Source organism: Microcoleus sp. B6-A1, from assembly GCF_036705085.1.
Lineage (GTDB): Bacteria > Cyanobacteriota > Cyanobacteriia > Cyanobacteriales > Microcoleaceae > Microcoleus.
On the sequence record NZ_JAUBTU010000018.1, the window covers coordinates 48,284 to 68,294 of the forward strand.

Annotated in this window: 17 protein-coding genes, 1 tRNA gene and 1 pseudogene; 7 read left to right on the top strand and 12 right to left on the bottom strand. The window is 46.6% G+C overall.

Annotated elements, in window-relative coordinates; genetic code table 11:
* The first annotated feature begins 68 nt into the window (after nucleotides 1-68).
* The 3 genes from QUB11_RS08930 to QUB11_RS08940 all read left to right on the top strand — a co-directional run bounded on the left by QUB11_RS08930 (nucleotide 69) and on the right by QUB11_RS08940 (nucleotide 3,301).
* Nucleotides 69-1,472, top strand: coding sequence for an NB-ARC domain-containing protein (locus tag QUB11_RS08930; RefSeq protein ID WP_333205425.1), 1,404 nt, complete (start codon nucleotides 69-71; stop codon nucleotides 1,470-1,472).
* Nucleotides 1,469-2,254 carry an exodeoxyribonuclease III gene (gene xth, locus QUB11_RS08935; protein ID WP_333205426.1) on the top strand — a complete coding sequence of 262 codons (786 nt, stop codon included), beginning with the start codon at nucleotides 1,469-1,471 and terminating at the stop codon, nucleotides 2,252-2,254. Before QUB11_RS08930 ends, xth begins: the two co-directional genes overlap by 4 nt.
* A gap of 171 nt (nucleotides 2,255-2,425) precedes the next feature.
* Nucleotides 2,426-3,301: an SDR family oxidoreductase gene (locus QUB11_RS08940; RefSeq protein WP_333205427.1), complete on the top strand. Its 876-nt coding sequence runs from the start codon at nucleotides 2,426-2,428 to the stop codon at nucleotides 3,299-3,301.
* 174 nt (nucleotides 3,302-3,475) lie between these two features.
* Here the strand turns inward: QUB11_RS08940 and QUB11_RS08945 are convergent, their stop codons facing one another.
* Together QUB11_RS08945 and QUB11_RS08950 are read right to left on the bottom strand one after the other, a co-directional pair.
* Nucleotides 3,476-4,597, bottom strand: a complete 1,122-nt coding sequence (locus tag QUB11_RS08945; RefSeq protein ID WP_333205428.1) for an EAL domain-containing protein — start codon at nucleotides 4,595-4,597, stop codon at nucleotides 3,476-3,478.
* Nucleotides 4,598-5,215: 618 nt separating this feature from the next.
* Nucleotides 5,216-5,289: transfer RNA gene (locus QUB11_RS08950), tRNA-Pro, on the bottom strand.
* A 91-nt stretch (nucleotides 5,290-5,380) separates the two neighbouring features.
* On the opposite strand from QUB11_RS08950, the pseudogene lipA reads away from it, so the two are divergent.
* The 3 genes and pseudogenes from lipA to QUB11_RS08965 form a co-directional block, all read left to right on the top strand.
* Nucleotides 5,381-6,256, top strand: a pseudogene (gene lipA / locus QUB11_RS08955) (lipoyl synthase); the annotation flags it as partial.
* Between the two features lie 992 nt (nucleotides 6,257-7,248).
* On the top strand, nucleotides 7,249-8,514 hold the full coding sequence (sigC, locus tag QUB11_RS08960) for an RNA polymerase sigma factor SigC (RefSeq protein ID WP_333205429.1): 1,266 nt from the start codon (nucleotides 7,249-7,251) through the stop codon (nucleotides 8,512-8,514).
* A gap of 465 nt (nucleotides 8,515-8,979) precedes the next feature.
* Nucleotides 8,980-9,507: a transcriptional repressor gene (locus QUB11_RS08965; RefSeq protein WP_332943884.1), complete on the top strand. Its 528-nt coding sequence runs from the start codon at nucleotides 8,980-8,982 to the stop codon at nucleotides 9,505-9,507.
* A gap of 542 nt (nucleotides 9,508-10,049) precedes the next feature.
* Here QUB11_RS08965 and QUB11_RS08970 read toward each other — a convergent pair.
* The 10 genes from QUB11_RS08970 to rpmH form a co-directional block, all read right to left on the bottom strand.
* Nucleotides 10,050-11,639, bottom strand: a complete 1,590-nt coding sequence (locus QUB11_RS08970; RefSeq protein ID WP_333205430.1) for a peptidoglycan-binding protein — start codon at nucleotides 11,637-11,639, stop codon at nucleotides 10,050-10,052.
* A gap of 785 nt (nucleotides 11,640-12,424) precedes the next feature.
* Nucleotides 12,425-12,601 (bottom strand): hypothetical protein, encoded by a 177-nt coding sequence (locus QUB11_RS08975; RefSeq protein WP_242724391.1) that lies wholly within the window; start codon nucleotides 12,599-12,601, stop codon nucleotides 12,425-12,427.
* Nucleotides 12,602-13,192: 591 nt separating this feature from the next.
* Complete coding sequence (locus tag QUB11_RS08980) at nucleotides 13,193-13,654, bottom strand: SH3 domain-containing protein (RefSeq protein ID WP_333205431.1); 462 nt, start codon at nucleotides 13,652-13,654, stop codon at nucleotides 13,193-13,195.
* Between the two features lie 183 nt (nucleotides 13,655-13,837).
* A complete protein-coding gene (locus QUB11_RS08985; RefSeq protein ID WP_333205432.1) occupies nucleotides 13,838-15,346 on the bottom strand; it encodes an AAA family ATPase in 1,509 nt (502 codons plus the stop codon).
* 122 nt (nucleotides 15,347-15,468) lie between these two features.
* Nucleotides 15,469-15,981: a YceD family protein gene (locus QUB11_RS08990; protein WP_333205433.1), complete on the bottom strand. Its 513-nt coding sequence runs from the start codon at nucleotides 15,979-15,981 to the stop codon at nucleotides 15,469-15,471.
* A gap of 97 nt (nucleotides 15,982-16,078) precedes the next feature.
* Complete coding sequence (locus QUB11_RS08995; RefSeq protein ID WP_333205434.1) at nucleotides 16,079-16,552, bottom strand: R3H domain-containing nucleic acid-binding protein; 474 nt, start codon at nucleotides 16,550-16,552, stop codon at nucleotides 16,079-16,081.
* Nucleotides 16,553-16,563: 11 nt separating this feature from the next.
* On the bottom strand, nucleotides 16,564-17,712 hold the full coding sequence (gene yidC / locus QUB11_RS09000) for a membrane protein insertase YidC (protein WP_333205435.1): 1,149 nt from the start codon (nucleotides 17,710-17,712) through the stop codon (nucleotides 16,564-16,566).
* A gap of 203 nt (nucleotides 17,713-17,915) precedes the next feature.
* Nucleotides 17,916-18,308 carry a PH domain-containing protein gene (locus QUB11_RS09005; RefSeq protein WP_333106065.1) on the bottom strand — a complete coding sequence of 131 codons (393 nt, stop codon included), beginning with the start codon at nucleotides 18,306-18,308 and terminating at the stop codon, nucleotides 17,916-17,918.
* On the bottom strand, nucleotides 18,280-18,684 hold the full coding sequence (gene rnpA, locus QUB11_RS09010; protein ID WP_333205436.1) for a ribonuclease P protein component: 405 nt from the start codon (nucleotides 18,682-18,684) through the stop codon (nucleotides 18,280-18,282). Before rnpA ends, QUB11_RS09005 begins: the two co-directional genes overlap by 29 nt.
* Nucleotides 18,685-18,726: 42 nt before the next feature.
* Nucleotides 18,727-18,864, bottom strand: coding sequence for a 50S ribosomal protein L34 (gene rpmH / locus QUB11_RS09015; RefSeq protein ID WP_006632320.1), 138 nt, complete (start codon nucleotides 18,862-18,864; stop codon nucleotides 18,727-18,729).
* Between the two features lie 233 nt (nucleotides 18,865-19,097).
* On the opposite strand from rpmH, the gene QUB11_RS09020 reads away from it, so the two are divergent.
* Nucleotides 19,098-19,940 (top strand): restriction endonuclease, encoded by an 843-nt coding sequence (locus QUB11_RS09020; RefSeq protein ID WP_333205437.1) that lies wholly within the window; start codon nucleotides 19,098-19,100, stop codon nucleotides 19,938-19,940.
* The last annotated feature ends 71 nt before the right edge of the window (nucleotides 19,941-20,011 follow it).

The following is a 20,011-nucleotide window of genomic DNA, read 5'->3' on the forward strand; positions in this document are numbered from 1 at the left end:
GGTTGCTACTGAAAAAGTCATATTTAGTTGGGTTACAATCAGGTCAACCCCTTGCATCTGCCTGACCGATGGACGTTGAAGAAGCTTTAGAATTTGTAGACCGTCTAGCTTTGACTACTACGGGAAAACACTTAGATAGTCTGCAAAAAGCTATACTACGTGGCGCTTGGGACAATCAGAAATATAAAGAAATTGCACAGCATCACAAACGTTCAGAGAAATACGTTAAAGAGGTTGGCTTTAAATTATGGAAACTTCTATCAGTTGCATTAGAAGATGAAGAGGTTTGCAAAGCAAATATTAGAGAAAAATTACAAAATTGGCGATTTTCCAATATCTCATGTTTCGGGAAAGACTATATACAAATTGGTAGCGTCTCCGCTGAGACTTTGCACTCCCTAAAAATCTCACAACCTGAACCGCAAGACAAGGATAGATTTAACGAAAAAACAAGCAATTCCGAACCTGAAGTACATTTAGATTTAGCTGATGCACCAGAACCCAACCTATTCTATAACCGCACATCCGAACTCACCACCCTAGAAAACTGGATTTTGGGCCGCACCCGCCTCATCACCATTTTAGGCTTATCCGGTATTGGCAAAACCGCCCTTACACTCCAACTAATCCCACAAATTCAACACGAATTCGATCGCACTATCTGGCGAAGCCTCCGCAACTCCCCACCGCTGGCGTCACTCCAAACCGACTTAATTAAATTCTGTAGGGGCGGTGTCCCCGTGCCCGCCCCCTATCCCGAAGAAAGGGCAACCACGGGGGGATTGCCCCTACTAGAATATTTACGATCGCACCGCTGTCTCATCATCCTCGATGATATCCAAACAATCTTTAGCAGCCAACAACTCGCAGGAACTTACCAGCCAGGATATGAAAATTACGGCGCATTCTTCAAACAACTAACAGAATCATCCCACAACAGTTGCTTAATCCTGCTGAGTTGGGAAAAACCCAGAGAAATCGCCGCCTTAGAATGCGAAAACCGCCCCTGCAAATCTCTGCAACTCAAGGGTTTAGGCCCGGAAGCACAAGAAATCTTTAGAGAAAAAGGTTTAGGAGAACCGGAGAAATGGTCAGAACTAATCGACCTTTACCGAGGCAATCCATCCTGGTTAAATATAGTTGCAACTATGATTCAAGACTTATTCGGCGGTAGCGTTTCCGAATTCCTCTCCTATGATACCCTGTTCTTAGGTGACTTAGAATCTCTGCTGCACCAGCATTTCGATCGCCTAACCGCATCCGAACAACAGGCGATCGCATGGCTAGCCAATACCCCCGAACCTGCCGACATCTCAAAAATACCAGAAAACCTGCAATTATCACCGCCCGAACTCTTGAAAGTCATGCAATCTTTAGGACGACGGTCATTAGTTGAAACAGTCAAACAAAATGGGCGATCGCACTTTACGATCGCGCCAGTAATCAGAGAGTATATAACAAACAAAAAATGAAAATCGCCACCTGGAACGTCAACTCAATCCGCACCCGCCTAGAACACGTTACTAGCTGGTTGCAAACCAACTCCCCAGACGTTCTCTGCCTGCAAGAAACCAAAGTTCCAGACAAAGACTTCCCCCTAGAACCCTTTACAAACCTCGGCTATAACTGCTACATTTCCGGTCAAAAATCCTACAACGGCGTCGCCATTTTTAGCCGATCGCCCCTAACGAAAATCAGCACCGGATTTGCCCCCCTTCTCGGCGACGAAACCGCAGGTATTTTTGACGAACAAAAACGCCTAATAGCCGGGGTTATAGACGATATTTGCATTATTTGCGTATACGTTCCCAACGGTTCCGAAGTTGGCAGCGAGAAATATGAGTACAAACTAAAGTGGCTCAAACTGCTGCAAGAATACCTCAAAATAGCACTAGATAAATCCCCCAACTTGTGCATTTGCGGCGACTTCAACATCGTGCCGGACGATCGAGATATCCACAATCCCAAAGCCAATGCTAACTCCGTCGGCTTGTCTGTCGCCGAGCGCCTCGCACTAACAGAAATAATAGAATTAGGATTAAACGACCCCTTTCGCAAATTCACCACAGAAGGCGGCCATTATAGCTGGTGGGACTACCGCGCCGCCGCATTTCCACGCAACAACGGCTGGAGAATCGACCACCATTATCTCAGCCCTCCCCTGTACGAACAAGCAAAAAACTGTACAATAGATATTGCTCCCAGAAAATTAATCAAACCCAGCGACCACGCCCCCGTAATTGTCGAAATTTGATTTATAAGTTATAAGGTTAATAACAATTGACATCTTGCCCCATTCTCAATAAGCCTTCGATGGGCGGACAGGATGCCCACACCACAATAAAATTAACTCTTTGTGGAACAGGCATCTTCCCTACTATTGAGAAAAGTGCAATATGTAAGTAACAACCAACAACTAAAAATCATGTTCTTAGTAACCGGAGCAACAGGCGCACTAGGCCGCCGAATTGTACGAGAAATCAGACAGCAAGAGAAGCCTGTCCGCGCATTCGTTCGCCTCGCATCTCGCTACTCTGAACTAGAAAACCGAGGCGCCGAGATTTTTATCGGCGACTTAAAACAAGACAAAGATATTAAAAAAGCCTGCCAAGGAGTGCAGTACATCATCAGCAGCCACGGCACCGGCGGCGACGTTCAAGCAGTACACTACCGCGCTAACATAGAATTGATCGACTGCGCCAAAGAAGCCGGAGTGCAGCACTTTGTCTTTATTTCGGTACTGGGAGTCGATCGAGGATACGAAGATTCCGCAGTATTCAAAGCCAAGCGAGAAGTTGAAAAATACCTGCAAAACAGCGGATTGAATTATACAATCTTGCGGCCTGCCGGTTTTGCTTCCAGCTTGTTACCCCTAGCAGAAAGATTTCGAGAAACCGGACTTTACCTGCTGATTGGCGATGGCAAAAACCGCACCTCTGTTGTCAGTACCGACGACTTAGCTCATATTGCCGCAAACTCGGCAACAGTCGAAGGCGCCCGCAACCAAATTCTGCGAGTCGGTGGCCCGGATGTGCTGACAAGAGACGACATTCCCCGCATTTTTGGACGATTATTCAAGCGCGAACCGATAGTAATCAACCCGCCACTGATGGTGTTTGACGGTTTGAGAAATGCGTTGGGTTTATTGAATCCTCAAGCTCAAAAAGACTTAGGAACTTTGCGCGTATTGCTGGGTAACGAGTATTTCTGCACTCCCGAAGAAGTGCAAAACTTGGAATCAATCTACGGCATGAGAATGGAATCCTTAGAAAGCTTTCTGCGACGCAATTTGAGCGTTTAAAATGCTAGTTATTCTCGTTACCAGGCAGAGCCTGGTAATGAAGATTCGGAGGGTCTGCCTCCAAATCGTTGTCTCATTTTAATGGAGGCAGAGCCTCCTGATATGCGTTCCCAGGCAGAGCCTGGGGACGAGCAAAACGAGCAAATGTAGCGCCAAATCGCAACTGGAAACCATCTAAGCAGAAATAGGTACTGCTTGAGCACCAATATAGCTCGTAACTGCGATCGGCGGAGAAGTCGGCTTAGCAATCAAATAACCTTGAACAAAAGTTGCTCCCCGTTCCCGCACCCACTCAAACTCTTCCAAAGTTTCCACACCTTCAGCAATAGTTTTAATTTCTAATTGAGCGGCAATTTCTAACATCTTTTCAGTAATTAGTGCCTTATAATAATCTTGATGGACGTTGCGAATTAATTCCATATCCAACTTAATAAAATCAGGACGCAGTTGGTGCATCAAATTTAAATTAGAAGAACCGCTGCCAAAATCGTCCAGGGCAATTAAAAATCCCGCTTCTCGGTAAAACCTCAGAATATTAATCAAGTGATCCATATCAGGAGGGTGCTGAGATTCGGCTACTTCAAAAACAATATTGCTGTGAGGAATTCCCGCTTCATCAATAGCCTGTACTGTCCTTCGCAGACACGTAGCGGGATCGTAAACTGAAGTCGGAGAAAAATTAATAAAAAGTAGTTCTTTGATATCGTAAACATGGGCTTCGCGGATAGCGCGAGTCCGGGCTAAAACATCTAGTTGAAAAATTAGGCCTGCTGATTCTGCTTGGGCAAAAATCCGACCCGGATAAATTAAGTTTCCTTGTTCGTCAATTCCTCGGAGCAGGGCTTCATGGGCAAAAATTTTAGAAGTGTCTGAGGTATAAACAATGGGCTGAAAATGCGTAGTAATGCGTTCTTCGGACAATAAATCTAACAGCCAATCAGACTGGCTGAAGTTAATAAAAGAGTCTAAGGAAGTGCTGCGATAAAAATCGCTAAGTTTTGGCTGTTCAACTTCGCGCATCCACAAAACTTTAGTCTCTTTCAACTCTTGACTTGTCAGCACCGATGATGCTAGGGCGTTAAACTTTTCTTTTGCTATTCCGTCAAGCATAATGTACAAACACTTGCTCTCTTCTAACAGCCGGAATTCAAGTTCAGCCTTGGTTAGTGCAGAAATAACCTTGGTCAGCGTGTGCGATACTGGAAACCACAGGTATAGACCTCCCCTGCCCTCTATTTTGGCGGGTACTGTTTCGCAGCGAGAGCAGGAGCCGAAGGCTTTGCCACTTATTTGCATTGGAATATCCTCCGGTTTTCGGGTTAATTTTAGACCCGCTAAGAACTAGCTTTTATTATAAGCTCATTCAGCTATTAATTCATCTATCTCAAGATGTAAATCTTAATTAACTTGTATTTAAGAATTATTGCAGTATTTATACTTGCCTCCGGTTTCAAACCTTGCTCAAAGTTCTCAGCATTGAGTAAGTACCTGCGATCAAACACAGTCCCAAATCATCACAGAGGGAGAAGGCAAAGACTTGTTCTCTACTCTCTACTGCTGCTCTGATTGTTTACGTTTTATTCTATAATTCCGTCTGCCAAAACAGTCGCTAGAGTTGATTTTTTCGCAAAGGAAAATTAACCCGCCCGTGAAGCGCAGCTATCCCGTAGGGAATCGCCCGATCGACTAATTTATGCGTACCACAAATATACACACCCGGACGATCGCCCAAAACACACTCACTTGCGGGGGCAGATCCAATCTAATTTTATAATCTGGATGACAGGATTTGAAGCAGTTTTGGAGATACTCAGCTACTTAGAAGAGTCGGACTGAGCGAAGGATGAGCGGAAAGTGGAATATCCTAGAGGGTAATAAATTTGAAACCCGTTACCTGTGAAGAGTTAAAAGCAATCGGGATGACAGGATTTGAACCTGCGACCCCCTCGTCCCGAACGAGGTGCGCTACCAAGCTGCGCTACATCCCGAAATTAGTCACTAGATTTTAAGCTTATCACATTCAAGTAAAAATTTAGCAACCTCGTATATAATTATTTGTAAAACACTACTCAGGCGGAGACAGACGTGACAGTTAAGCCCCAGTGGTTGCGAGTTAAAGCCCCTCAGTGGGAGCGCGTCGGCAACGTCAAAGAAATTTTGCGGGATTTATCCCTGAATACGGTTTGCGAGGAGGCGTCGTGTCCGAACATCGGCGAATGCTTCAACGCAGGTACTGCGACATTTTTGATTATGGGCCCGGCTTGTACCCGCGCCTGTCCTTACTGCGACATCGATTTTGAGAAAAAGCCCCAACCTTTAGATCCCACAGAACCCCAAAGATTGGCGCAAGCAGTGCAGCGACTCAAACTCAACCACGTCGTGATTACCTCTGTCAACCGGGACGATTTGCCGGATGGGGGCGCGTCTCAGTTTGTCGAGTGCATTCAAGCAGTGCGATCGGCGATGCCCGATACAACTATAGAAGTTTTGATTCCCGACTTGTGTGGCAACTGGCAAGCTTTAGAAATTATTCTCGCAGCCCGCCCAGAGGTACTCAACCACAATACCGAAACCGTAAAGCGACTTTACCGCAAGGTGCGGCCGCAAGGAAAGTACGATCGCACCTTGGAACTATTGCAGCGAAGTCGCGAACTCGCACCTGGGGTTTACACCAAATCCGGCATCATGGTGGGACTCGGAGAAACAGACGCCGAAATTCGGGAGGCGATGCAGGACTTACGGGCTGTCGGCTGCGATATTTTAACAGTTGGACAGTACCTGCAACCGACTCAAAAGCACTTGAACGTCGAAAACTTTGTGCCTCCAGAACAGTTTGATGCTTGGAGAAAGTTTGGCGAATCTTTGGGATTCTTGCAAGTTGTCGCTTCTCCCTTAACTCGCAGTTCCTATCACGCCGAACAGGTGAGGGAACTGATGAAACTTTACCCCCGCTAGCAATTTTAATTTGAGTTGACTCGCGCCCATTGGTGACAAGTTAAGACTTAACTGCATTTGTCAATCAGTAATATTACTCAAAAAAAACTGCTTTTTTAGGAGTGGAAAATTTACGATTTGAGAGGGAGTAAATATAAATATCATGGGAGGCATGATTCCTCGATCGCCCAAATCTCAGTTTTATGCCCAAAATCCGAGTAAATGTTGAGCATAATTGCTGATTGACAATGCTTTCTTAGCTTAACTTGTTACCAATGACTCGCGCGCGTTAGCGAAGCCCTCGAAGAGGATCGCACCATTCTCACTAAAACCCGATCAACCGGGTAACAGCGAGGAAAAACTTGCGCTTTATATGCAGGCCCAGGGCAAAAAACCCGGTTTCAGATGCCGGTGTGCTGGGCCTGATGTTAAGCCCGAAGCAGCCGCCAATAGCAAAACAATTATCGGTCGATCGCCCCCTCAAACTCATGACTTACGCAAAAGACATCGAGAAACCCGGTTTTTGCGTCAGCCAATAACTCGGTACTGGGGACTCTAGCCACTCTGAAACCCATATTCTATAATGGATTAAACTCCCGCGCTCACGGCAGCGTATTTAATCCACAGCGCCGAGTTATATAAAGTTTTATTAAAAAAATGGCTAATTTTCCGAAGTGATCGGGAACCAGCTTATCGGTGATGAAGATTAACTTAACTTCTGACTAACGTCACTTGTTTCTAGCCAGTCACTATCTATACTAGCTACATAAACAAAGAAGTAAAGCACACTTTTCGGGCCTTCAACCTGTTACATCAGAAAGTTCTTAGCGTTTTCCAGAATCTTGGTAAAACAAGTGGGGCAGCAAAAGTTCGATCGAACAACAGCAGAAAAGTCAGAAAAGTTACTAAAGAAACACAAAGCGGTGATGCTTCGTCTTAACCAAATGGGCATCTTAATTATAAATAACCGCTAAGCGTAGCATCTTTTCACCGGAGCAACTGAGAAAATCACTATGCCAGCCACCTCTTTTTACGCTGAAGCTGAATTCGACGAACAACTGCAAGTCAATCCCTTGCAAGGTGATGTGTTGGATGAAGATGCTGAAGAAGCTGGAGACGAACTGCTCGACCAAGACCCAGCAGAGACAGAAGATGCAGACCCAGCAGCCAAATTGCAAAAAAATGCCAACCGTCGCACTACAGATTTAGTGCGCCTGTACCTCCAAGAAATAGGTCGGGTTCGTCTCTTGGGTAGAGACGAAGAAGTCTCGGAAGCTCAAAAAGTTCAGCGCTATATCAAATTGCTGGAATTACGCAACACCGTCGCCTCCCAGGAAGAAGGACTAATTGGACGCTTCGTGCATTTAATTGAAGTGCGCGATCGCTTGTCCGCACAATTGGGACATAAACCTTCCCTGGAACGCTGGGCATTAACCGCCGGTGTCGGTGACGTGCCAGAACTCAAGCGAATTATGTCCGAAGGCAAGCGCCAGTGGGCCGAGTTAGCAGAAATGACGGTGGAGGCGATCGAAAGAATTCAAGCTGAAGGCGTCGAAGCTAAAGACCACATGATTAAGGCGAACCTGCGCCTAGTGGTTTCGGTGGCGAAAAAATATCAAAATCGCGGTTTAGAATTGCTCGACTTAATACAAGAAGGTACTCTCGGACTGGAGCGAGCTGTAGAAAAGTTTGACCCGACGCGGGGCTATCGGTTTAGCACCTATGCCTACTGGTGGATTCGGCAGGGAATTACGCGGGCGATCGCCACTCAAAGCCGCACCATTCGCCTCCCCGTCCACATCACCGAAAAACTGAACAAAATCAAAAAAGCCCAGCGCAAAATTTCTCAAGAAAAAGGTCGGACAGCTACGATCGAAGACATCGCTGTCGAGTTGGACATGACAGCGCCCCAAGTCCGAGAAGTTTTGCTGCGAGTCCCCCGTTCGGTTTCTTTGGAAACTAAAGTGGGCAACGAAAAAGATACAGAGTTGGGCGACTTGCTCGAAACCGACAGCATCTCCCCAGAAGAAATGCTGATGCGAGAAGCTCTGCACCGCGACTTGCAGCAACTGCTGGCAGATTTGACCAGCCGCGAGCGAGATGTAATTCTGATGCGCTTTGGTTTGGGTGACGGACACCCCTATTCGCTGGCAGAAATCGGTCGTGCCCTCGACTTGTCCCGCGAGCGTGTCCGCCAAATTGAAGCCAAAGCTTTGCAAAAACTCCGCCAACCTAAGCGTCGCAACCGCGTCCGCGACTATCTGGAGTCTTTGACTTAAATTGGGACGGTCAGTCAGCGCGATTAATCAGGGAGCAAGGCATCTGGCACTTGTGCAGAAGGCATGAGGCATTCGGCAGAAGTAACAATATTTACTTCTCAACCACTTCTCTGTCCTCTGCTGCAAGTCAATCGATTTTAGATTTTAGATTTTAGATTAAAGAATTGAAGTATTGACCCCACGGATGAATCCGGGGGCTTGTATCCTGGATGCTTTCATATCGTTTCCGGTTGTATCGGAATGATTTAACCGCAGAGGGCGCAGAGAACGCAGAGGGAGAGAATACAGAGATGAATAATTCCGATGCTACCGGATTTGAGATCACTCATAAAACTGGTTAAAAGTCAAACAATATCAAAAACCAAATTTTTTCCTCAACCTTTTTTCAATAAGCTGCGATATTTGCAAAATATCTCGATCGTTGTGTATTATTGTCAATAGGCAGACTTTCTTGAGAGGGTCACTATGGCACTTTATACCGCGTCCTCATTCAAATCCGAACTCAATGACAAAGGCTGGCGGATGACTCCCCAACGGGAAACCATCTTGCACGTGTTTCAGAACCTCCCCAAAGGCAATCACCTGAGTGCCGAGGATTTGTACACTTTGTTAAAAAATCGCGGCGAAAACATTAGCTTGTCCACCATTTACCGAACTTTAAAGTTAATGGCAAGGATGAGCCTCCTCCGCGAACTCGAACTAGCAGAAGGTCACAAACACTATGAAATAAACCAGCCTTACCCGCATCACCACCACCACCTAGTCTGCGTTCAGTGCAACAGAACGATCGAATTTAACAACGATTCGATTTTGAAAATTGGCATGAAGCAAGCTGAAAAGTCTGGGTTGCACCTGCTAGACTGCCAGCTAACCATTCATACGGTGTGCCACGAAGCTTTGCGGATGGGATGGCCGTCTTTGGTTTCTAGCAATTGGTCTTGTCCCAGGTCGATCGCCCAGAACGGCAGCACCGCACCGGATTCAATCGAGTGACCTTACACTATTTTCGCATTTCAAGTACGACTTGTTACAAGTTTTAACAAAAATCGGTAGCCCAAGTGCGATCAGAGTTACGCAGAAACCGGGTTTCTTAAGAAAAATACATCATTTCAGGAGTCAGGAACTCAGGGCTAAAGCCACTGAGCTTGTAAGAAATTACAAGCTATTCTGACCAGCTTAAGTCTTAACTGACTACGTTATTTGAGTCACGACACCGGCGAATGCGAAGCTAGTTTTCCGCTCTGTCATCTGCAATTAAACAGTCTTAAAGTCACTGAGAAAGTGTTGCAGGTTTAAAAAGCTCTTATAACCTTGGCGAAGCTAACATTACCCGAAAGGGACTCGGAGACAACCATATCTCCATAGAGGGGCAACCATACCCCTCTAACCCCGCAAGGGGATTCAAGGCGATTGAAATCGCCGTGTCGTTTTCCACGAGCGGGCTGAAGCCACTGAGTTTCCCACTTACCGAGTATTTTTTATGAGTCGGAAACAAGAAACCCGATTTCTTTGATGTAGCGTCCGCAAGCCAGGGGCTAAAAAGTTTGGCTCAACAAATCGTCGCTGCTAACCCCGTAGCTGCGCTGAGCTCGATCGAGGGCGTCTCTCGTCGAACCATCAAAAACTCCGCTGATCGAGCCTGTGTAAAAGCCGAGGTCTTGCAGCCGCCTTTGTAATTGCTGAATGCTCGATCGAGAGTTGAAACTGCTGCTAATTGGAACAGCAGGAACAGCTAGCCGCCCAGCTAATCCGTTTTGGAGCGCAGCCAAAGTCGCCGGAGTGGCAATACCCGTCGCCGGTGACAAATTGCGTTCCTGCTGAAACGACAGCACCGCAAACTCGGTCTCGGCTCCAAATACTCCGTTCACCGGGCCGGGGTTTTTGCCCAGACTTCTGAGCGCAGACTGAAGTTGTCGGACAGCAGGCCCAGTATCGCCCCGTCGCAGACCAGCGGCAATTTGCGGCAGAGGCGCTGCTGCCTGCCTGTTGCCTTGCCGCAAAGCCGATCGAGTGCTGCGATCGACCCTTCCAGTCCCGAACAGCCCGCTATCTCTCTGAAAGCGGATCAAAGCTGCTTGAGTTGGTCGATCGAACCAACCGTGAATCTGGCTCCTGTAATAACCCAATTCTTGCAGCCGCCGCTGCACAAATTCTACTTGTCGGCCTCTGTCGCCCAACTCCAGAAAATCTCCGGCATTACTCTGTTGGTCATCTTCCTCAGTCCACGAGGTAATTTCAGCTTGCCTCATCTGGGCATCGATAGCAGTCAAAGTAGCAGTGTCAGCGCAGCCGTCAGAAACGAGATTGTAATCTTGCTGAAAACGAGTCACAGCGTAGAGAGTGCGTTCGCGAAACTTGCCGTCAACGCCGCCTTCAAAATAGCCCAAAGCTTTTAATTGCCGCTGGATCAAGTCTACCGTCGCCCCTCTGTCCCCAAACCGCAGCCCCTTGCAACCGCCATTTCCCGAAATATTCCCTGGAAGCGTCACGGGGGGAACCGGCCGGGTGGAACCAAACAGCAAAGCTAAAGTTTGTCTATCGGCAACTCCAGTTACCCGCAGTCGATTAATTCGCTGGAAGTATCTAACCGCATTTTGAGTAACTTCGCGAAAACTCCCTGTGGGATGGGCGCTGAAGTAGCCTAGCTGCTGCAACCTGCGCTGGAGTGCCGAAACATCTGCACCCGCGTCTCCAAAACGCAGCTCCCGATAATTTGTATAGTATGTTGTCAAAGAGGTATTAAAAGGTCGATCGTCATCCCCGGCAAAACTGTTGAGTGCTATCACAGTAGCTCGATCGGGCCTACCAGTCAGCGACAGTTGATAGTCTCGCTGAAAGTTAGTCAGCGCCTGTTTAGTAACCGGGCCGAGTTGACCTGTCGATGATCTGGGAAAATAACCGAGTTCCCGCAACCTGTCTTGAATCGCTCGCACATTGGGATATCCCGGATCTATTTGAGCAAAAGCCGCACCGGCTGCACTCAAAACCGACAGCATCAAAGCCAGAGACAGCAAACGGACGTAAGTCTGACTCGATAGGTTTTGCCAATTGGGCTCATCAAAAATTTTCGACTCTGCGGGTGCTTCGCAAACAAGAGCAAGTTCGAGGTAAGCAAGGGATTCCATAATTTTTTAGTGTGAAATTGTGGGTGGGTTGTGTGAGCAAACTGCCAAAAATGATTTTTGGCACGCTTGGCTTGGATTCTATCAACGCTAAGTTCTACCTGGAAAGCGCGAAGCACCCGTTTTTCTAAAAAATTTACCGTCAATAATAATTACAGGTAACAACTAAGATAGCATCGCTGCTTCTAGAGACGCGAGACTCAGCAAAAAAGTTTGCAGGCATAATCTTAGCCTTTAATGCCAAAAGACAATAAGGATCGCGAATTAAATAATTTACACTCTTGAAAGTGGGATGGGCGTCCCGCCCGTCCAGAAAGGGCGGGCGGGACGCCCATCCCACAAGAACCATCACGCATTCTAAGTTATTTAATTCTCATTCCTAAGTTCTGGGGTAGTGCTGGCTAATATTTTATCGGGCTGCCGCAGAAATTACCACAAGACTTGGGCGCAGGTTGTCATCACCTTAATTTCTTGTCTGGTAAAGAGTCTGAAATCGCAGGTTTTTTGTTAAGAAACGCGGCTTCTTCATGTGGCGAGTGCGTCTAGGAAAGTACCGCTGATTAACCAAAAAACTAGCCACTAAAAATCCCCACTTTTGCTAGTTGCAAATAGAACGGGGATTTTTTGATAAGCTCACATCTTGCATCATTCTTAAGAACAGGCAAGATGCCTGTTCCACAAAGAGTGAATTTTCTTGTGGAATAGGCTTCTTGCCTGTTCATAAAAAGCTTAGTGAGAATGGTGTAACATCTCGTAAGTTGACTGTGTATTAAAAAATCGACGATCGCTTAAATTAAGCCGAACCGATCGCAAATTACAGCTACTCCCGCTGCAAAAATAGTAATTGCGATGGCTACTAGCGGGTTTTGGCCTCTGCTCACCGCAAAAGAGGTAACGACCCCAGCTCCCAAAGCTGCAGTAACAGCAGCAGTCGCCAAATCTCGATCGGGACGTTTGTCGTACATATTTTTTATTGTTGGTAGCTGTTAAGCTGAAAACTTACATCTTGTTATCCAAGCTACCATTCTTGCCTCTGCGCCAGTGACAACAGCCTGGGTTTTGCAACTAACCTTAAAATTTTGCTAATTTTCTTAACATACTCTCCTGAACAACATAAGTTTTACTTATGTTTGTTCAAGTTTTTCTGTTGACTTTTAGCTATTGAAACCTTTTGTCTGCTGGGCTTTTATGTCAAATTCAGGATTTTGCAGGGGGCGATCGCACCCGCAGTCTCAGCGCATAAAACTGCCATCTCAAATATCGTAAATAAATTTAACTTGACTTTGTGTTACAAATGTGTATATCGCTATGGGCAACAATAGACAGGAAAAAACCCGGCGTTGGTGAACAATTTTCACACTGCGATTGCTTCGCTGCCCTCACAATGAGATGAGTATATAGCGGTTCTCAAGGGTTGTGAGGTATGGGGGCGAGTCCGATGCCCGATGCCCTGTTTGGCCAATGCCCTGTTTGGCCAATGCCGGATGCCCGATGCCCTATGAGCACCTCATGTTACTGAGAAAGGCTATATTTTTTGTCTAATTACTATCTAAGTTTTATTCGCCCTCAATTCTTTCAGTATTGCCGCCTTTGACCCAACCTTCGCGATTGCCATCCTCAATCCGAATTCGCTGCCACTCTTTGTCGGGCGACTCTTCCAAAACTACGACTCTTTCCTTGTAACCAACACCGCCAATGCGGTTCGAGTCTCGGCTACCAGTATCCCGGAGAATTAAGCCGATCGGCTGAGTCACCATCGCGCGGTAAGCTCCCGGTTCCAGCGGTTTGGGAGACGGGGCATCGCTAGATGTAGAAACAGGGCTAGCCTGGGCTGTTGACTTCGGCGCAGCGCCCGCAACCTGAACTGCTGTTTTGTCGTTGGAAAAAACAGGTTTTTCGGGGATAGTAGTTAGCTTAGCCGCAAAGTAAAGTGCAGCCGCCACGCTAGCACCTGCCATCAGGACGATCGCTAGCAGAAAACCCACTAAAAATTTGAAAACGCTATATACACTGTTCATAAAACCGCAAATGAAGGAAGTTCGGCAACGGATTGTGTAACGGATGTAACGGATGTCAGGCAGAAGGCAGAAGGAAGAAGGAAGAAAGTTGATTGTTGAGTGTTGACTGCTGAATGTTGAGTAAAATCTGGTAGCTGCCAACTGACAACTGGCTACTAACTACTGACTACTGACTTCAAAAGCTTAACCTTGAATCCGGCGGCTCAGACTGCCGTATCTAGAAGCAAGGCGAGCTTTCCCGGCAGCGGCCCAATCTTGGAGAAACTGGATTTGTTCTTGAGCTGTTCTTGCTAAGGGCACCATCTGACTAGCTGATTCTAAAATATCATCTGTCGTAAAGTCTCGATTTTGGCTAAACCCAATGTGCATGGCTTCAATCAAAGTTTGCTCGATTTCAGCCCCTGAAAAATCGGGAGTTTCGTAAGCCAAGCGCTCTAAATCGTAATTTTTGATGCTGTGCGATCGCAACCGCAACAAATGTACCTCAAAAATCGCCCGCCGTTCCTCCTGGCTGGGCAAACCCACAAAAAATATTTCGTCAAACCTGCCTTTTCTCAGCATTTCTGGCGGCAAAGACTGGATGTTGTTGGCTGTTGCTACCACAAACACCGGCGAAGTTTTTTCTGCCAACCAAGTAATAAAAGTCCCGAACACCCGGCTGGTTGTCCCGGAATCCCCTTTACCGTCCAATCCCGCAAAAGCTTTGTCAATCTCGTCAATCCACAGCACGCAGGGGGCCAAAGCTTCGGCTAGCTGAATCATTTGCCTGGTGCGGGATTCCGATTCTCCGACTAATCCGGCAAACAAACGCCCGACATCCAAGCGAAGTAAAGGCAAATGCCAGTGGTGGGCGATCGCCTTTGCTGTTAAGGATTTTCCGGTTCCTTGAATTCCGACTAACAATAAACCTCTGGGATGCGGCAAACCGTATTGGCGGGCTCGATCGGAAAAAGCACCGCCGCGCCGCAGCAGCCATTCTTTGAGATTGTCCAAACCGCCGATATCGGAGATATTTTCGCGGGCTGGGTAAAAATCCAGAATTTGAGTTTGGCGAATTGTTTGGCGCTTTTCTTCTAAAATCAGTTCCGCGTCGTCGGAATGGAGTTCGCCTCTGGTGGCGATCGCCTTTGCCAAAACTCGGCGGATTCGTTCGATCGACAGCCCTTGACAGGAGCGCACCATTTCATCCAGCAAACGCCCTTCAATCGCTTGTCCGGTAGCCCCTAACAGTCTTTCCACCTCAATTTTGATTTCCGCCGCCGCAGGCAGGGGAAACTCCAAAACAGTCATCACTTCGCTGAGGTCTTCTGGGATCGAAACTATAGGAGATACGATGACAATATTTTTGGGTACAGATTTGAGGAGTCTCGCCAAATTCCGCAGTTTGCGGGAAATCGAGACATCTTCCAAAAACCGCTGAAAGTCGCGCAGAATAAAAATTGCCGGCGCGGTGGCGGGTAATTTTTCGAGAAATTCCAAAGCTTGCAGCGGATTGCGCTTGCCAAAACCGGTATCGTTGGGATTGCCTTGGTAGCCATCAACAAAATCCCAGATGTAGACAGCGCGAGAACCCTGTTTTTTGGCGCATTGGGCGATCGCCGATTCTACGCGCTCTTCTTCCCGTGTGGGAATGTAAATCAGGGGGTAGCGCGATCGCAGCAGTAGTTCAAACTCGTCGCTAAAAATAGTCATTAGTCAGTTGTCAGTGGTTAGTTGTTAGTTGTTAGTTGTCAGTGGTTATTTGTTATTTGTTCTTTGTTATTTCTTATTAGCTAATGCCAACTGCCCACTGCCAACTGCCCACTGCCAACTGACTAAGGCAATTGCCGTTTAAGTGCTTCCAGAGACGCCCAGCGACTGTCTGAGATTGTTTCTGAGCTTTCTGTATTTGCATCATCAGTTAAAGAAATTCCCGGACATTCAGTATCGCATATCTGTTTGTGCGGCAGTTCCAAACACATTTGCTCGTACACCCAATCGCCCGGAGAGAAATAGCCACCTGGGGACAAATTTTCCACCAAATCTTCTAAAGCAACTTCTATTTCTGCTGAACTGGAATCTGTTTGATTTGCTGTTTCTTCGAGCCAGATTAGTTCCGAGGAGTTAAGTGCCAAACGATGATTGTATTGTTTCAAGCATCTGTGGCAGGTGAGAGTAACTATTGTTTCTGCTTTGGCCTTCACCTCAAGATAATTCCCCTGGTGAGTCACTTGCAGTCGCCCTCGCACCGGAGTAAGAGTTTCTAAATCGGGGATAAATTCTTCAAAATCAATGACCTCTTTCCGCTCAGTTTTTGTGAGTAGATGAGGGATATAAATTCTCTCCATAATCTTTTGCCTTCCTACTTCTTGAATTCAAAGGTCAAAAGGAATAGTTAATTTTTAACTTCTTCCTTCTTCCTTCTTCCTTCTTCCTGATTTACCGTCAGCGCAGCCGCACTACCAAACGCCGATCGGGTTCTTGTCCTTGACTGTAAGTTTCTATATCCTCACATTCGCTCAAAAAGCTGTGGACTTGACGGCGTTCTGCCGAAGACAGCGATTTGAGTTCAAATTCAACTCCCGTCGATCGGGCTTGATCTGCTGCGTACTCTGCCATCGAGCGCAATTCCTCTTGGCGGCGGATGCGATAGCCATTTAGTTCAACTGTATAAGGAATTGACTCCTCTACTTCCTGACCTATATTCTGAACCGTATTACAGAGGTACTGAATGGCATCTATTACATTACCGTTTGGCCCGACTAAGATTGCAACTTGTTCTTTAGTCAGATTGCTTTCATCTATTGTCATCCAATAGCAATCTTCTCGTTGTTCGCATACCACTTTGGAAGGAATTGCGGACAGTTGTAGCAATTCTTCTAACCATGCCTGTCCGCGCTGCATTTGAGAGTCTTTCATTGTTGTTAAAATCAAGCCTTTTTCTTAGAACGCTTGGGTTCAAATGGAAGTGCATCTAATCCTTGTTCTTTTTGGGTTTTCGCCTCTGCTTCGTCCACTATTTTTTGCAGGTTTTCTGGCAGCGGTTCTCGCGACAAAATAAACGATTGAACTGTTTGGAAGATGTTAGCAATCAGCATATACATCAACACGCCTGCGGGCAGCGGGAAGAACAAAAACATCCCTGAAAATATGACTGGCGTCAGTTTGTTGACTGTAGCCTGTTGGGGGTTGTCGTTTGGCCCTTGTGCTTGTCCTGAAAGGGTTTGGTTGATATACAAACTGATGCCGAAGCCCAGGATCATTACCAAAATATCCCAGTGGATTGTACCGTCTGAGTCGATCGCGCCAACGCGACCTAGAGCTTCAATAAACAGGAATCCTTTGTTACTAGCCAATCCGGGGATTGTGCCTTGAACTGTGGCTTCACCGGGCGCTAATGCCGTGATGTTTCCCTGTTCATCTACCTTTATCAGATCTTCGCCTTTGATGACTTTCCAGCCGGGTTCAAATTCGATTTCGCTCTTATTTTCAGCAGCTAAAACTTTGAGAGGTTTGCCCTCTGGGGTTTGAAAATTAATCTTGGTTGTGTCGCCGACTGCGAGTTTGTCGCCGCCTGGAATTACGCCCACAACAGGAGCATGAAAAGTACCTGTGACGTAAATATTTTGGGGCGGTGTAGCAAAAGCTTGCGGTTGAACAGTTTCGATTTGCTCTTTGGGCAAAACTTGAACGTTGACGCTGTAATTTATGTCAGAAAACGGCGAACCCCTGAGCGTTGCAAACAGTGCAAACAGCACTGGCATTTGCAGCACCAAGGGGAAGCATCCTGCTAGAGGATTACCAAATTCTTTGTATACTTTGCTCATTTCCTCCTGCTGTTTGGCAGGATTGTCTTTATAGAGTTTTTGAATTTGATCTACTCGCTCTTTCATCAATGGCTGCGCTACTTTCATGCGCCGCATATTGCGAAGAGAGCCTGCGTTGAGAGGATAAAGAGCAAAGCGAATCACGAGCGTCAGTGCTACGATCGCTAAACCGTAGCTTGGCACGATCCCGTAGAAAAAATCTAGGATCGGGAGCATGAGGTTGTTGGAGAGAAACGAGATACCGAAATCCATTCGCTTTGAGTTAATTTAGGTGCTCTATGTTTGCTGTTGAGAACTATTTTTACCCGCTGAAGGCGAGCCGCCTCATTTTTCAGGGTTTTGTCTCTATCTTAGGACATTGCCCGTCGATCGACCGCCCGGTCTGCGGGTTTGTTTTAATGAGTTTGCTAATACTCGCACTCACTTTACCCTGATTTGAGGGCGAAGCGGTTCGCTTATTTAGCTTGGGCCGCGTTTGCTTTTTGAGCGGCTATGGGCAGTTTTTCGTTAATGTAGTCATACATTGCTCGAAATTTCGGCATAGCTCTGAGTTCCAAGCGACTGCCATTTTTCATGGTGAGCACCATGTCTCCGTAAGTCCCGAAACCGCGAGGTACTGTGACGATTTTGACTATATCTGAGTAGATAACGTCTGTCTGTTCGCCCCCCATCCAACCGCTAGTTACGGACACTCGGCGGCTCGTGATCCGATACCGCAGCCACAGAGCCCGGACAATTGCTCCTACTGCTAGGGGGATTCCCACCACAGTCAGCCCCAGGAGTAAATTGAGGATCAAGTCTCCGGGCGCGGGGCCGCCTTCATAATATACTTCCTCTCGAATTCCCATCTAGTACCTCGGCTTCTACCAACAACTGCTCTAATTCTTGCAGAATTTCTGCATAATTGCACTCTTGTGCGATCGGACGCACGACAATTACTAAATCCCACCCGAATTTTAATCGGGGCAATAGCTGTCGCAAAGCTGCCCGAATCTGACGCTTAATCCGGTTGCGAACTACAGCGCGTTTGCTGACTTTCAGGCTGATGGAAATGCCTGTGCGAGTCGGCTGCAAGGATTTCTCGGCTGTCGGTTTGCTTAATTCGACGCTTTTTGGTTTACGCAGAGCTCTTAAGCTGAAATGAGCCGAGTTACGGCGCATTCCCTTGCGGTATACGGCGTTGAAGTCTTTTCGGTGCTTAAGTCGGTTTGTATCGGGCAACATGGCGTAGGGCGATCGTTGAGGCTTCTCAACCTGGATGCAGTGCTAGACTGCGAGGCGGTGGCGACCTTTGCTGCGGCGAGCTTTGATTACCAATCGACCGGTTGCGGTACGCATTCTGGCGCGAAAACCGGATGTTCTTTTTCTTTTGCGGCTGGTTCCGTGCAGGGTTTGCTGTGTCATTTTGATTTCTCCCGGCTTGTTACTTTACTTTTGATTAATATTCACAATCTTCTAGTATACCATAGAGTTGTTTTGTTGGCAATAATGTTTTTATGGGTTGATATGTATTGAGAGTAAGAGTGAAGTTGCGATCGCAGTTAAAGTAGAGTTATCAGCTCGCTGTAGTTTTAAAGCTCATTGTCGTTCTCAACTAAATTTCAGCTTTAGACCTTGAAAAATTTTAATAAGCTGCAATGCCATACACGCCCAAGCTTGACTTATCTAAGTACGATCTGCTCTCTGCAAAGGAGAAGCTCTTTTCGTTTGTTTGCGAAAAAGCAAAGTCTTGGGGCCAGGATCCCAATGCAGAATGTGTCCTTCTCTCCCCCAAGCAATCCCATGATATTGGTCTCGATCGATTATGGCGTGTTATGTGGGAGTCAGGTTCATATAATTGGGGCTTTTATCTCTCTTGTGGTGGTGTTACGTTCGTCAAATATGATGGAAATTGGGATACTTCTGAACCTGAGATTATTCTTGGCGAGCCAGATGGTTGGTATCTAGAACCCCATTATACTTTTGATGTTGGCTTCGTTCCACATACTACTTATGCAGACTTTGAGGACGACCAATCAAATACAATTATCACGATCGCTAATTTTATTTCTGAACAATTAATGCGTGAGATTGCTCGTCATCCCAAGATTTTACAAACGATCGAGAGGCGGCGCTTTGAAGAATTCATTGCTGAATTGTTTCACGGTTTTGGGTACGATGTTGAGTTAACTGGGCAGACACGAGATGGTGGCAAGGACATAATTGCAGTCAAAAATGTTGATTCGATCAATCTGCGGTATCTAATTGAATGTAAGCGCCCAGATCCAGGAAATCCCGTGACTGTTTCTACTGTTCGTGAACTGTTGGGGGTAAAGGCTGACAACTCAGCAACTAAAGCTCTTCTTGTTACTACCACTGACTTTACGAAAGACGCAAGATCGCTCATTGAACGTCATCGCTGGCATCTAGAAGGCAAAATCTATAATGATATTATTGCGTGGATTAACAACTACAATCGCATAAAGGGTATTGAATTGTAGCAACCGCGACATAACAACCGCGCTGCACCGGAACGTCCTAATATCGATACCTTGCGATCGCAGCATTTCCT

What these genes read in the sequence shown, in the direction of transcription:
- QUB11_RS08930 (WP_333205425.1), top strand. Translation starts at nt 69, where the DNA reads ATGGACGTTGAAGAAGCTTTAGAATTTGTAGACCGTCTAGCTTTGACT.
- xth (WP_333205426.1), top strand. Translation starts at nt 1,469, where the DNA reads ATGAAAATCGCCACCTGGAACGTCAACTCAATCCGCACCCGCCTAGAA.
- QUB11_RS08940 (WP_333205427.1), top strand. Translation starts at nt 2,426, where the DNA reads ATGTTCTTAGTAACCGGAGCAACAGGCGCACTAGGCCGCCGAATTGTA.
- QUB11_RS08945 (WP_333205428.1), bottom strand. Translation starts at nt 4,597, where the DNA reads ATGCAAATAAGTGGCAAAGCCTTCGGCTCCTGCTCTCGCTGCGAAACA.
- sigC (WP_333205429.1), top strand. Translation starts at nt 7,249, where the DNA reads ATGCCAGCCACCTCTTTTTACGCTGAAGCTGAATTCGACGAACAACTG.
- QUB11_RS08965 (WP_332943884.1), top strand. Translation starts at nt 8,980, where the DNA reads ATGGCACTTTATACCGCGTCCTCATTCAAATCCGAACTCAATGACAAA.
- QUB11_RS08970 (WP_333205430.1), bottom strand. Translation starts at nt 11,639, where the DNA reads ATGGAATCCCTTGCTTACCTCGAACTTGCTCTTGTTTGCGAAGCACCC.
- QUB11_RS08975 (WP_242724391.1), bottom strand. Translation starts at nt 12,601, where the DNA reads ATGTACGACAAACGTCCCGATCGAGATTTGGCGACTGCTGCTGTTACT.
- QUB11_RS08980 (WP_333205431.1), bottom strand. Translation starts at nt 13,654, where the DNA reads ATGAACAGTGTATATAGCGTTTTCAAATTTTTAGTGGGTTTTCTGCTA.
- QUB11_RS08985 (WP_333205432.1), bottom strand. Translation starts at nt 15,346, where the DNA reads ATGACTATTTTTAGCGACGAGTTTGAACTACTGCTGCGATCGCGCTAC.
- QUB11_RS08990 (WP_333205433.1), bottom strand. Translation starts at nt 15,981, where the DNA reads ATGGAGAGAATTTATATCCCTCATCTACTCACAAAAACTGAGCGGAAA.
- QUB11_RS08995 (WP_333205434.1), bottom strand. Translation starts at nt 16,552, where the DNA reads ATGAAAGACTCTCAAATGCAGCGCGGACAGGCATGGTTAGAAGAATTG.
- yidC (WP_333205435.1), bottom strand. Translation starts at nt 17,712, where the DNA reads ATGGATTTCGGTATCTCGTTTCTCTCCAACAACCTCATGCTCCCGATC.
- QUB11_RS09005 (WP_333106065.1), bottom strand. Translation starts at nt 18,308, where the DNA reads ATGGGAATTCGAGAGGAAGTATATTATGAAGGCGGCCCCGCGCCCGGA.
- rnpA (WP_333205436.1), bottom strand. Translation starts at nt 18,684, where the DNA reads ATGTTGCCCGATACAAACCGACTTAAGCACCGAAAAGACTTCAACGCC.
- rpmH (WP_006632320.1), bottom strand. Translation starts at nt 18,864, where the DNA reads ATGACACAGCAAACCCTGCACGGAACCAGCCGCAAAAGAAAAAGAACA.
- QUB11_RS09020 (WP_333205437.1), top strand. Translation starts at nt 19,098, where the DNA reads ATGCCATACACGCCCAAGCTTGACTTATCTAAGTACGATCTGCTCTCT.